We start from the raw sequence: 13,490 nt of genomic DNA, 5'->3' as shown, positions 1-13,490 counted from the left end.
GAGTTTTCAGTATAAAAAAAGTGATAAAAGTTAATAAAAAATGTAAAAACGTTTATTTATTTAATTGTCTTCTAATAATGTGAAATTGCTCTCGTTTTAGATGAGAAGAAATTATGAAAGTGGTTACAAAAAGGCGGTATTCTATGTATGTAATCAAAACGAAGGAGGCAACACAACATGGATAAACCTATTCACGTTTTCTCTGAGATAGGGAAGTTAAAGACAGTTTTATTGAAACGACCTGGACAAGAAGTGGAAAATTTAACACCAGATATTATGGACCGTCTGTTGTTTGATGATATTCCATATCTGCCAATCGCACAAGAAGAGCATGACTATTTTGCAAAGACATTGCAAGATGAAGGCGTCGAAACTTTATATCTAGAAAAATTAGCTGCAGAAGCAATTGATGCCGGCAATGTCAAAGAACAATTTTTAAATAAAATGTTAGACGAATCCCACATTGCATCTTCTGCTGTAAGAGATGGTCTTCATGAGTTCCTTCTATCAATGGAAACCCAAGAAATGGTAGATAAAATTATGGCGGGTGTCCGCACGAAAGATATTTCAGTTCGTTCAAACAGTCTGTATGATCTTTCTTCAGATGACGACTATCCATTCTATATGGACCCAATGCCAAACCTTTACTTTACACGTGATCCTTCCGCATCAATGGGAAATGGGATGACTGTTAACATGATGACATTTGAAGCACGTCGTCGTGAATCAATGTTTACTGAATACATCTTGAAACATCACCCACGTTTTGCGAACAAAGGGGTTGAAGTATGGTTAGATCGTGAAAACCCTGATCACATCGAAGGTGGAGATGAATTAATCCTAAGTGACAAAGTCGTCGCTGTAGGTATCTCACAACGAACAAGCGCTAAAGCAATCGAAAAATTAGCACGTAATTTATTTGCTAAACATGCAGGCTTTGAAAAAGTCCTAGCAATCAAGATTCCTAACAATCGAGCAATGATGCATTTAGATACTGTGTTTACCATGGTTGATCATGATAAATTCACGATCCATCCAGCAATCCAAAGTAAAGAAGGAAAAATGGATGTCTTTACGATCGAACAAGCAGGCGATGACATCAAGATCGCCCATTCTGATGACTTACAAGCGTCATTAAAAGCTGCGTTAGGTTTGGATGATTTAGTCTTGATCCCAACTGGTAATGGTGATGCGATCGTTGCTCCTCGTGAACAATGGAATGATGGTTCTAACACCCTAGCAATCGCACCAGGTGTTGTCGTAACGTACAACCGTAACTATGTATCAAATGAATTATTACGTAGCTATGGCATCAAAGTATTGGAAATCAATTCAAGTGAGTTGTCACGCGGTCGTGGTGGTCCACGCTGCATGAGCCAACCATTAGTACGTGAAGATTTAAAATAATATGAATGCTAGTGGCAGTCTAACTGTCAGCTGCCACTAGATTTCCTCTTTAAAACAAAAACAAACAACCTAAAGGAGAATTTTAGTTATGAAAGAGTCAGTATTTCAAGGAAGAAGTTTATTAGCAGAAAAAGATTTTACAAAAGAAGAATTACAATATCTAATCGATTTTTCTGAGCACTTAAAAGATTTGAAAAAACGTGGCATTCCACATCACTACTTAGAAGGTAAAAACATTGCACTTTTATTTGAAAAAACGTCTACTCGTACACGTGCAGCTTTTACAACTGCAGCAATCGATTTAGGTGCGCATCCTGAATATCTAGGTGCCAATGATATCCAATTAGGTAAAAAAGAATCAACAGAAGATACAGCTAAAGTATTAGGTCGAATGTTTGACGGAATTGAGTTCCGCGGCTTTAGCCAAAAAATGGTGGAAGAACTAGCAGAATTTTCTGGTGTTCCAGTATGGAATGGTTTAACAGACGAATGGCATCCAACACAAATGATCGCAGATTTCTTAACAATCCAAGAAAACTTTGGAACAGTTGAAGGAATCACAGTGGCATATTGTGGTGACGGACGTAACAACATGGCGAACTCTTTACTTGTGACTGGGGCTATTTTAGGTGCAAACATGCGTATCGTAGCACCAAAAGAATTACAACCAGAAGAAGAAATCGTCAAAATGGCAGAAGAATTTGCTGCTAAATCTGGTGCACAATTAATGATCACTGATGACGTGGATAAAGGTGTTGACGGTGCTGACGTACTTTATTCAGATGTTTGGGTATCAATGGGTGAAGAAGATAAATTTGAAGAACGAATCAAATTGTTGAAACCTTACCAAATCAACATGGAAATGATCGAAAAAACGCACAATACTGACCGTTTGATTTTCTTACATTGCTTACCAGCATTCCATGATACTAACACAATCTATGGTGAACAAATGAAAGAACGCTTCGGCATTACTGAGATGGAAGTTACTGATGAAGTCTTCCGCAGTAAATATGCACGTCAATTCGACCAAGCAGAAAACCGCATGCACTCAATCAAAGCGATCATGGCAGCAACACTTGGTAACTTGTTTATTCCTCGTGTGTAACGGTTAATCACATTCATCTCAAGAACAAAACGAGTCAGCTTTAATGGACCTCATCATGGGCTGGCTTGTTTTGTCATTGAGAAAATTCAGAACTCTCTGGAGAAAGGAAGACAAATATGGCAAATCGTAAAGTAGTTGTCGCATTAGGTGGTAATGCGATTTTATCAACAGATGCAAGTGCAAAAGCACAACAAGAGGCATTGATGGAAACAGCAAAATACTTAGTAAAATTCATTGAACAAGGGGATGAGTTGATCATTTCTCACGGGAATGGACCACAAGTAGGGAATTTGCTGATCCAACAACAAGCAGCTGACTCAGAAAAGACACCAGCGATGCCTTTAGATACTTGTGTTGCAATGACAGAAGGATCAATTGGGTACTGGTTACAAAATGCAATGGGTGAAGTGTTGAAAGAAAAAGGCATTGATAAAGATGTGGTTTCACTTGTTACGCAAGTCATCGTTGATGAAAACGATCCATCATTTAAAAACCCAAGCAAACCAGTAGGACCATTCTATACCGAAGAAGAAGCCAATGAACAAATGAAAGCTGATTCAACAGTAACCTTTAAAGAAGATGCTGGTCGTGGCTGGCGTAAAGTAGTGGCTTCTCCTAAACCAATTTCAATTAAAGAAGCACGAGTGATTGAAACGCTAGTAGAACAAGGCGTGATTACAGTCTCTGTTGGTGGTGGTGGAATTCCTGTTGTGGAAACGGCAACTGGTTTAGAAGGTAGAGAAGCGGTCATCGATAAAGATTTTGCTTCTGAAAAATTAGCGGAAATCATCGATGCAGATCTATTGATCGTTTTAACTGGAGTAGATAATGTTTATGTAAATTATCAAAAACCAGATCAAAAGAAACTAGAAACTGTTTCAGTTTCAGAAATGAAGCAATACATTGATGAAAATCAATTTGCACCAGGAAGTATGCTGCCAAAAGTCGAAGCGGCAATTGCCTTTGTTGAGGCAAAACCAAAAGCTAAAGCGATTATTACTTCTTTAGAAAATATCGAGAACCTTCTCGCATCTGAAGAAGGAACGATCATCGTAGCGGATAACTAAGAATTCTTTTTCTTAGGAAATGAACTATGTTAAAAAGTGTCCAGTTGGTATTTCTTCTCCTTTAGACCTTCTGGACATTTTTTATAAGAAATCCCTAGCCAGCAGTTTTTTTTTCTGCTATAATTCAATTAATATAATAATTTCATAGTTTGTTGAACAAGAGAGTAATTGTATTTACTTGATCAAAGCGAGTTTGGGTGTGGTGAAAGCCAAACGAGAGGATACAATGAAGCGCACTTGGAGAACTCTGTCTAAGACAGACGGCTATCAACCGATATCAGATGAAGCTGGTCCTAGCAAATAGGACAACTGGAGTGGTACCGCGGGATATCTCGTCTCTAGTGATCATAGTTATCTATGATCACTAGAGATTTTTTTGTTTTCAGCAAACAAAAGTATTTATAGGAGGAATGTAAATGAATAACAAAGATATTGTATCAAAAGCGATCTATGACGTTGTCAAAGACGATCTTACAATGGAACAAGTAGAAAAACTATTAGAAAATCCAAAATCTGCAGACCATGGGGATGTAGCCTTTCCTGCCTTTTCATTAGCGAAAATCTATCGAAAAGCCCCTCAACAAATTGCAGCTGACCTAGCAGAAAAAATCGATTCAACAAACTTTGAAAAAATCGAAGTGGTTGGTCCTTACTTAAACTTCTTTATGAATAAAGCGATGATCAGTAAAGAAGTTTTGGCTTCTGTCGTGAAAGAAAAAGAACATTATGGCGACAGCTCCATCGGAAATAACGGAAACGTACCAATCGATATGTCTTCTCCTAATATTGCAAAGCCGATTTCAATGGGGCATTTGCGTTCTACAGTTATCGGGAACTCCATCGGATTTATCATGGAAAAATTAGGCTACAACCCGATTCGTATCAATCATTTAGGAGATTGGGGCACACAGTTTGGGAAACTGATTGTGGCTTATAAAAAATGGGGTTCAGAAGAAGCAGTACGTTCTGAACCAATCAATGAATTGTTGCGTCTGTATGTTCAATTCCATGAAGTGGCTGAAACAGAACCAGAATTGAATGATGAAGCACGTTCATGGTTTAAACGTTTGGAGGAAGGCGACAAAGAAGCCATTGAATTATGGCAATGGTTCCGCGACGAATCTATGAAAGAGTTCAATAAAATCTACGATCTATTAGAAGTTCGTTTTGATTCTTTAAATGGTGAAGCTTTCTATAACGATAAAATGGATGAAATCGTAGAACTTTTAGAAGAAAAACATTTATTGCAAGCAGATAAAGGTGCTGAAATCGTTGACTTATCAGCTTATGATTTGAACCCAGCGTTGATCAAGAAATCAGATGGTGCAACACTTTATATCACTCGTGATTTAGCAGCAGCTCTTTACCGCAAACGCACCTATGATTTTAAACAATCATTGTATGTTGTCGGAAACGAACAAAGTTATCACTTCAAACAATTGAAAGCTGTTCTTAAAGAATTAGGCTTTGATTGGTCAGATGATATGCATCACATCCCATTCGGATTGATTACTCAAGGTGGTAAAAAACTATCAACACGTAAAGGGAAAATTGTTTTACTTGAAGAAGTGCTAAATGAAGCCATTGACTCTGCTAAAGAACAGATCAGTGAGAAAAATCCTGATTTAGAAAATAAAGATGTGGTAGCTAAACAAGTCGGTGTTGGCGCAGTTATCTTCCATGATTTAAAAAACGATCGCCTAAATACATTTGACTTTAATTTAGAAGAAGTTGTACGTTTCGAAGGTGAAACAGGACCTTATGTACAATATACACATGCTCGTGCTGTCAGCTTGTTAGCAAAAGCCGATTTTACGCCATCGACAGATCAAGAATACGCCTTGAATGATGAAAACAGCTGGGAAGTTGTAAAATTGATTCAAAAATACCCAGAAACTGTTTTACAAGCAGGTGAAAAATACGAACCGTCTATTATTGCGAAACATGCAATCAAGTTAGCCCAAGCATTTAATAAATATTATGCACATACTAAAATTTTAGTTGAAGATGACCAAAAAGAAGCGCGTTTAGCATTAGTTTATGCTGTAACAGTCTTGTTAAAAGAAGATTTACGTTTGCTTGGCTTACACGCACCAGATAAAATGTAAGAAAAGTAACGTACACAAATAAACCGTCCCTTACGAAAGGCTTACTTATAATAGTAGCTTTCGTGAGGGGCGGTTTATTTTATATAGAAGTGATTGGGACAGATATCATCCATTCATTGATTCATGCTGCGTTGATTAAATTTAGTTGGCTTAAAAAAGTGTTGTTTCTTTGGGAGCATGTAAGAAGGCTTCCACCAATTTTGCTTCTTCTTCATCTTTGGAAATGATAATGGTTGTATCGAACCCGGCAATCGTACTGACGATATGAGGTGGTTTGATATCGTCTAAAACGGCAGCGAAAAGATGTGCGTTGTCTGGTAAGGTATGGACGACCGTCAGAAAATGGACCCGTTCCACTTTTAACACGATGTCTTCGATCATTTGGACTAACCGTTTTTCATCATCTGTTTTTGCTTCGAGTCCTTTTTTTCCTTGAAAAAGAACAAAATGGGAAACGCCATTTTCATCTGGTACTTTTACGATTTTTAAGTCACGAATATCTCTGGAAATCGTAGCTTGTGTCGCTGTTACACCATAATTCTCCAGTTTGGCCAAGAGTTCTTCTTGTGTACGGATCGTAAATTCCCCGATCACTTGTTTAATAAGTAAATGTCGCTCAGATTTACGCATATTCTTTCTCCTTTACGAAAGATTTCACATGTATCATATCAAAAAAAAATCGAGTTGCCCAATATTATTCTGATTTATGAGATAACTCTAGGAATTATGATCATTTGTTAATGAGAGAGTAAAGCATAAAAGATGAGAATAAATGCAGAGGCAACTAGAGATTTCTCTTGATATTTACTAGCAAGTCAGGTAAAATATTGAATGTTGAGCAAGAATGTCACCTTAGCTATTGCTATACAGGTAGGTTACTTGTATAATGTTTAAAGATGCTTTTTGCATCAACAAATCCACATTCCTGTTGGATCGTTGATAGGTGCTTGAAAAAGTTTGTCAGCGAGGTGAAAGACAGGGAGAGGAAAAATAAAAACCAAATCGGAGGAAACAAAAATGGCAGTAATTTCAATGAAACAATTACTAGAAGCCGGCGTACATTTTGGTCACCAAACTCGTCGCTGGAACCCAAAAATGAAGAAATATATCTTCACAGAAAGAAACGGAATCTACATCATCGACTTACAAAAAACTGTTAAGTTAGTAGATGCAGCTTATGACTACATGAAGAGCGTTGCAGAAGAAGGCGGCGTAGCTTTATTCGTAGGTACGAAAAAACAAGCACAAGAAGCAATCAAAGATGAAGCAACACGTGCTGGACAATACTTTGTAAACCATCGTTGGTTAGGTGGAACATTGACTAACTGGGATACAATCCAAAAACGTATCAGCCGTTTGAAACAAATCAATGCAATGGAAGAAGATGGAACTTTTGAAGTTCTACCTAAAAAAGAAGTTGCTGGTTTGAACAAACAACGTGAACGTCTTGAAAAATTCTTGGGTGGTATCGCTGATATGCCAAGAATTCCAGATGTAATGTACATCGTTGACCCACGTAAAGAGCGCATTGCTGTTCAAGAAGCGCATAAATTAAATATCCCAATCGTAGCTATGGTTGATACAAACTGCGACCCAGACGAAATCGACGTAGTTATCCCTTCAAATGACGATGCAATCCGTGCCGTTAAATTGATTACTTCAAAAATGGCTGATGCATTTATCGAAGGTAACCAAGGGGAAGACCAAGTAGTTGAAGAAGACTTTGTAGTAGAAAACAATGCTACTTCAATCGAAGAAATCGTTGACGTTGTAGAAGGCGACAACACTTCAGCAGAATAATTTTTAAATGATGGAGCTGTTTCAAAGGCTAGGCGACAAGCCTCACTCTCCTTTGAAACAGCTTTTTTTAAAAAGAAACTATAGGAGGATACAATAATGGCAGATGTAACAGCTAAAATGGTAAAAGAACTACGCGAAATGACAGGCGTAGGTATGATGGATGCGAAAAAAGCATTAGTTGAAGTAGAAGGCGATATGGAAAAAGCAGTAGATCTTTTACGTGAAAAAGGAATGGCTAAAGCAGCTAAGAAAAATGATCGTATTGCAGCTGAAGGATTAGCTTCAGTAGCAATCAAAGGAAATACTGCAGCAATCGTTGAAGTTAACTCAGAAACAGACTTTGTTTCTAAAAACGAAATGTTCCAAGATCTAGTGAAAGAAATCGCTGAACTTGTTGCGGAAAACAAACCTGCAGACATGGAAGCTGCAATGAAGATCAAAACAGAAAAAGGTACGATCGAATCTGACTTGATCGAAGCAACACAAGTAATCGGAGAAAAAATCAGCTTCCGTCGTTTTGAAGTAGTTGAAAAAGAAGATAACGCTGCTTTCGGTGGTTACTTACACATGGGCGGACGTATCGCTGTATTGACTGTTTTAGATGGAACAACTGATGAATCTGTAGCAAGAGACGTTGCTATGCACGTAGCTGCAATCAATCCTCGCTATGTAAACGAAACTCAAATTCCTGAAGCTGAATTAGAACATGAAAAAACTGTTCTTACAGAACAAGCTTTAAACGAAGGTAAGCCTGCTAATATCGTTGAAAAAATGGTAGAAGGACGCTTGAAGAAATTTAAAGCAGAAATCGCTTTGGTTGACCAACCATTCGTTAAAGATCCTGATATGACTGTTGAAAAATATGTTGCTTCTAAAGGTGCTACAGTGAAAACTTTTGTACGCTTTGAAGTTGGCGAAGGAATCGAAAAACGCGAAGACAACTTTGTTGAAGAAGTTATGAACCAAGTGAAAAAATAATTCTGAAAATCGAGTATATGTTATCTAATGTTGATTCATTTTGCGAGTCACTTTTTAAATGTTGGATCAACATTAGATAGTATGCTTATTTGGAATTAAAAAGGAGCAGCGACGTATGTCACAGCTCTTTTTTTTAGGCATAGGTACAAATGGTTAGACTTTTAGTGGCTAAATTACCTGAATATGGTAAAATAGCAATAGAAAATATTGGAGGAATGAACATGGTCACACCGAAATATCAGCGTGTTGTCTTAAAATTAAGTGGAGAAGCTTTAGCTGGGAATGAAGGCTTTGGAATCAAACCGCCTGTTATTAAAGAAATCATCCAAGAAATCAAAGAAGTGCACGAATTAGGCGTTGAAATGGCAATCGTGGTAGGCGGCGGCAATATTTGGCGCGGACAAATCGGTGCTCAGATGGGAATGGAACGTGCTCAAGCTGATTACATGGGGATGCTGGCAACTGTAATGAATGCTTTAGCGTTGCAAGATACTTTGGAAAATGTTGGTGTGCCAACACGTGTCCAAACATCAATCGAAATGCGACAAATTGCTGAACCATATATTCGCAGAAAAGCAGAACGTCATTTAGAAAAAGGCCGAATCGTGATTTTTGCAGGTGGAACTGGGAATCCATACTTTTCAACAGACACTACTGCAGCATTACGCGCAGCTGAGATTGGCGCTGATGTTATTTTAATGGCTAAAAACAATGTTGATGGTGTTTATTCAGCTGATCCAAAATTAGATTCAAATGCTGTGAAATTTGAAGAATTGACTCATTTAGAAGTGATTGCAAAAGGGTTGCAAGTAATGGACTCTACCGCTAGCTCACTAAGCATGGACAATGACATCCCATTGCTTGTCTTTAATTTAAATGAACATGGAAATATCCGTCGTGCAATCTTAGGCGAAAATATCGGAACAACTGTAAGGGGGAAATAAAAAATGGCAGATGCAATTATGACAGAAGCAAAAGAAAAGATGCAAAAAGCAGCACAAAATTTACAACGTGAGCTTGGACAAATTCGTGCAGGACGTGCCAATGCAAGTTTACTTGATCGAATCACAGTTAATTATTATGGTGCACCAACACCTTTGAACCAAATGGCTTCAATCCAAATCCCGGAAGCACGTGTTTTAATGATCACTCCATTTGATAAGAGCATTTTACAAGATGTTGAAAAAGCAATTATGGCAAGTGATATTGGAATCAGTCCAACCAATGATGGGAATGTCATTCGTTTAATTATTCCTCAATTAACTGAAGAACGTCGTAAAGAATTAGCAAAAGATGTAAAAAAAGAAGCAGAAAATGCAAAAATCGCTGTTCGTAACATTCGTCGTGATGCAATTGATGAATACAAAAAACAACAAAAAAATGGCGATATCACAGAAGATGATCTACGTGGATTAGAAAAAGAAGTACAAAAACTAACCGATGAAAGCATCAAAGAAGTAGATAAAATCGCTAGTGACAAAGAACAAGAATTACTGGAAGTTTAATCATAAAGCTTGGTAGAATCAGTCTTTTATCAATGCCGTTTATGTATTTTTACACCTACTAAAAAGCCTTGGACGATTTCTTGTCCTAGGCTTTTTTTATAGCAAAAGTTAAAAAATAAGAAAAAAGTCGTAGAAATAACTAAAAAAAGTAATCCAGCATAGGAAATCACGTGATAAATTGATATAATACTAAAGATAGTGGTAACTTTTAAGTATAGGAGGAAAAAGAATGTTACGTTTTTTTCCGCAAAAAAACAAGTATATTCAAGAAAAAAGTGATTTTCATTTTGCGGCTGAAGGTCCCATTCCTCAGCATATCGCAATCATTATGGACGGAAATGGTCGTTGGGCCCAAAATCGACGTTTACCTCGAGTTGCTGGGCATAAAGAAGGGATGGAGACAGTTAAAAAAGTAACCAAACAAGCTTCTCGTTTAGGTGTGAAAGTTTTAACCCTCTATGCTTTTTCAACAGAAAATTGGAAACGACCAAAAGATGAAGTCCGTTTTTTGATGCAACTTCCAGTGGATTTTTTTGATACATTTGTTCCAGAATTGATCAAAGAAAACGTTCAGGTTCGTGTCATGGGCTATGAAGAAGTATTACCTGAACATACACAAGATGCTGTTCGTCGAGCAATTGAGCAAACAAAAGATAATACTGGAATGATCCTTAACTTTGCTTTGAATTATGGAAGCAGAGCAGAGATTGTGACAGCAGTCAAAAAAATTGCTGAAGAAGTCAAAAATGAAGAAACTGCGATTGAAGCTATTGACGAAGAACTGATTGCAGATCATCTCATGACTGGTTTTTTGCCAACCGAATGGCGGGATCCTGAATTGGTTATTCGAACAAGTGGGGAAGAAAGAATTAGTAACTTCTTGCTTTGGCAACTTGCATACAGCGAATTGTATTTCACAAAAGCTTTGTGGCCTGATTTTGATGGGGCGCATCTAGAAGAAGCAATCGCAGCATTTCAAAACAGAGACCGTCGTTTCGGTGGCGTGAAGAAAACAGAGAAAGAAGGAGATCAGTCATGAAGCAACGAGTGATCACAGCTGCTATTGCCCTGGTCCTATTTATACCAATTATATGGATCGGTGGAATCACAATCGAATTTGTAGCAGCTTTGTTAGCAGTCGTCGGTGTCTATGAGTTATTCCGTATGAAGGGCTTGACGTTGTTAAGTTTTGAAGGAATATTATCAGCGATTGGAGCAGTTATTTTAGTTCTACCAAAAGAACGTTGGTTTTTCTTTTTACCGGAGAAGACAAGCACGTTTATGCTCTTTTACTTGATCGTCATGATCTTGTTAGGGACATCAGTTATTTCAAAGAATACCTATACGATTGATGAAGCGGGGTTCCCGGTAATTACTAGTTTATATGTAGGTATTGGATTTCAAAATTTCGTCAATGCAAGAACAGAAGGTTTGGCAGTCTTGCTCTTTGGATTATTTGTCGTTTGGGCAACTGATATCGGTGCTTATATGGTTGGAAGACAATACGGAAAACATAAGTTAAGTCCAGATGTTTCACCAAATAAAACAATCGAAGGAGCATTAGGTGGTATTGCTAGTGCATTAGTCGTTGCTTTGTTGTACTTCTTGTTCTATCCAGCCAAAGAATTATTTGGACATGGGCTGTTCTTCATGCTCCTTGTAACGATGCTCTTATCGATCGTGGGACAATTTGGTGATCTCGTTGAATCTTCGATCAAACGTCACTACGATGTCAAAGATTCTGGGAATATCTTACCAGGGCATGGCGGGATACTAGATCGTTTTGATAGTTTGCTTTTTGTCTTTCCAATCATGCATTTATTTGGATTGATTTAGTGATCATCAAAGACTTGAATGAGCACTTGCCTAATCGTCTACTCATTTATAAATAACAATAGTTTAATAGGATGTCAATGAGTTGTTAACTAAATATGGGTATGGGAATGAAGCATTATCTTTTTTCAAATCAATATGCGAGCTTTATGTTCACATCTTACTCAAAAAAGAATACGTGGTGTCTTAGAAGTTGTTCGTTCAGAAAATAAGCCGAATAATCCAGAAGAAAAATAGTTTTGGATTATTCGGCTTATTTCTAAAAATTGATTATTTCCAGCGCCACCTCTTTTCTTTAAAAAAACTAGGGCTATTGGTGAATAGCTATTAATATGGTAAAATTAAGATGTTTTATTTAACCTAAAAAAAAGTAAAGGAGAATGTAAAATGAAAACAATTATTACATTTATTATTGTTTTTGGCATTTTGGTCATTGTTCATGAATTTGGACACTTCTTCTTTGCGAAACGATCAGGAATTCTCGTTCGAGAGTTTGCAATTGGTATGGGACCCAAAATTTATGGGCATCAAGCTAAGGACGGAACTACCTATACACTACGTTTATTGCCAATCGGAGGTTATGTGAGGATGGCAGGAAACGGGGACGATGAAACAGAGATGGCTCCGGGAATGCCGTTATCTCTTTTATTAAATTCTGATGGTATCGTAGAGAAAATCAATTTAAGTAAAAAAGTACAGCTTACAAATAGTATCCCGATGGAATTGATTCGTTATGATCTTGAAGAAGAATTAACGATTACTGGCTATGTCAATGGCGAGGAAGAACAAGAAGTGACTTATTCTGTCGCGCATGATGCTTCGATCATTGAAGCCGATGGCACAGAACTTCGAATCGCTCCAAAAGACGTGCAGTTCCAATCAGCCAAATTATGGCAACGGATGTTGACGAATTTCGCAGGACCAATGAATAATTTCTTGTTAGCTATTTTGTTATTTATTCTGCTTGCTTTTATGCATGGCGGAGTTCAAGTCACTAACACGAATCAAATTGGCGAAGTCTTACCTAATGGTGCAGCACAAACTGCTGGTTTAAAAGAAAATGATAAAATCTTGGAGATCAATGGTAATGCCATTCATTCTTGGGGAGATCTAACGGCTACGATCACCGAGAATCCTGGGAAAAAACTCAATGTTGAAGTCGAGCGCAATGGTCAGAAACAAACCCTTTCAGTAACACCAGGCGTGGTAGAATCGAATGGAAAAAAATATGGGCAATTAGGAATCAAAGCACCAATGAAAACGGGATTTTTTGACAAAATCATTGGAGGAACACAACAAGCTTTCAGTAGTTCATTAGAAATTTTTAAAGCACTAGGCTCATTATTTACAAACTTTAGTTTAAATAAATTGGGCGGTCCTGTAATGATGTTCCAATTATCTTCAGAAGCTGCAGATCAAGGAATATTAACGGTCATTAGCTTGATGGCCATTCTTTCGATGAATTTGGGAATCGTTAACTTATTACCAATTCCAGCGCTTGACGGAGGAAAGCTTGTCTTGAACGTCGTGGAAGGGATTCGTGGAAAACCAATCAGCCAAGAAAAAGAAGGCTTTATCACATTAGCAGGCTTCGGTTTATTGATGCTTTTAATGGTATTAGTCACATGGAATGATATCCAACGATTCTTTTTCTAGAAAAAGTTTATAAATAGGGTATAATTAC

At 37.5% G+C, this 13,490-nt stretch carries 12 protein-coding genes and 1 other annotated feature; of the genes, 11 read left to right on the top strand and 1 reads right to left on the bottom strand.

Translation table 11 applies throughout. From position 1 onward, the window contains the following. The first annotated feature begins 177 nt into the window (after nt 1-177). From arcA to argS, 4 genes are all read left to right on the top strand, one after another. Complete coding sequence (gene arcA, locus IGK21_RS08070) at nt 178-1,407, top strand: arginine deiminase (RefSeq protein WP_010718865.1); 1,230 nt, start codon at nt 178-180, stop codon at nt 1,405-1,407. Between the two features lie 88 nt (nt 1,408-1,495). Beyond that, nucleotides 1,496-2,515: an ornithine carbamoyltransferase gene (gene argF, locus IGK21_RS08065; protein ID WP_010718866.1), complete on the top strand. Its 1,020-nt coding sequence runs from the start codon at nt 1,496-1,498 to the stop codon at nt 2,513-2,515. Between the two features lie 116 nt (nt 2,516-2,631). After that, nucleotides 2,632-3,582: a carbamate kinase gene (gene arcC / locus IGK21_RS08060; protein WP_010718867.1), complete on the top strand. Its 951-nt coding sequence runs from the start codon at nt 2,632-2,634 to the stop codon at nt 3,580-3,582. Nucleotides 3,583-3,725: 143 nt separating this feature from the next. Continuing rightward, nucleotides 3,726-3,925: a binding site (T-box leader), on the top strand. A gap of 73 nt (nt 3,926-3,998) precedes the next feature. Beyond that, nucleotides 3,999-5,690: an arginine--tRNA ligase gene (argS, locus tag IGK21_RS08055; protein ID WP_034698338.1), complete on the top strand. Its 1,692-nt coding sequence runs from the start codon at nt 3,999-4,001 to the stop codon at nt 5,688-5,690. Nucleotides 5,691-5,840: 150 nt separating this feature from the next. On the opposite strand, the gene IGK21_RS08050 is transcribed toward argS, so the two are convergent. Beyond that, nucleotides 5,841-6,320, bottom strand: a complete 480-nt coding sequence (locus tag IGK21_RS08050; RefSeq protein WP_010737782.1) for an arginine repressor — start codon at nt 6,318-6,320, stop codon at nt 5,841-5,843. A 387-nt stretch (nt 6,321-6,707) separates the two neighbouring features. Between IGK21_RS08050 and rpsB the strand changes: the two genes are divergently transcribed. The 7 genes from rpsB (at nt 6,708) to rseP (ending at nt 13,462) form a co-directional block, all read left to right on the top strand. Continuing rightward, entirely contained in the window at nt 6,708-7,490 is a 783-nt protein-coding gene (rpsB, locus tag IGK21_RS08045) for a 30S ribosomal protein S2 (RefSeq protein WP_010718870.1), read from the top strand. Between the two features lie 96 nt (nt 7,491-7,586). After that, entirely contained in the window at nt 7,587-8,468 is an 882-nt protein-coding gene (tsf, locus tag IGK21_RS08040) for a translation elongation factor Ts (RefSeq protein ID WP_010718871.1), read from the top strand. 221 nt (nt 8,469-8,689) lie between these two features. Next, nucleotides 8,690-9,412 carry a UMP kinase gene (gene pyrH / locus IGK21_RS08035; protein WP_010718872.1) on the top strand — a complete coding sequence of 241 codons (723 nt, stop codon included), beginning with the start codon at nt 8,690-8,692 and terminating at the stop codon, nt 9,410-9,412. Between the two features lie 3 nt (nt 9,413-9,415). Then, entirely contained in the window at nt 9,416-9,973 is a 558-nt protein-coding gene (gene frr / locus IGK21_RS08030) for a ribosome recycling factor (RefSeq protein ID WP_010718873.1), read from the top strand. Nucleotides 9,974-10,202: 229 nt separating this feature from the next. After that, nucleotides 10,203-11,012 (top strand): isoprenyl transferase, encoded by an 810-nt coding sequence (locus tag IGK21_RS08025; RefSeq protein WP_010718874.1) that lies wholly within the window; start codon nt 10,203-10,205, stop codon nt 11,010-11,012. Continuing rightward, complete coding sequence (locus tag IGK21_RS08020; protein WP_010718875.1) at nt 11,009-11,809, top strand: phosphatidate cytidylyltransferase; 801 nt, start codon at nt 11,009-11,011, stop codon at nt 11,807-11,809. The genes IGK21_RS08025 and IGK21_RS08020 overlap by 4 nt, the downstream gene beginning before the upstream one ends. A 384-nt stretch (nt 11,810-12,193) precedes the next feature. Beyond that, the gene (rseP, locus tag IGK21_RS08015) at nt 12,194-13,462 is read left to right on the top strand and encodes an RIP metalloprotease RseP (RefSeq protein WP_010718876.1); all 1,269 of its coding nucleotides are present in this window, start codon (nt 12,194-12,196) and stop codon (nt 13,460-13,462) included. The last annotated feature ends 28 nt before the right edge of the window (nt 13,463-13,490 follow it).

The organism is Enterococcus sp. DIV1421a, from assembly GCF_051711025.1.
Classification (GTDB): domain Bacteria; phylum Bacillota; class Bacilli; order Lactobacillales; family Enterococcaceae; genus Enterococcus_B; species Enterococcus_B hirae.
Note: the sequence above shows the minus strand (reverse complement) of the source record. Positions and strands in the feature narration are given on the sequence as shown.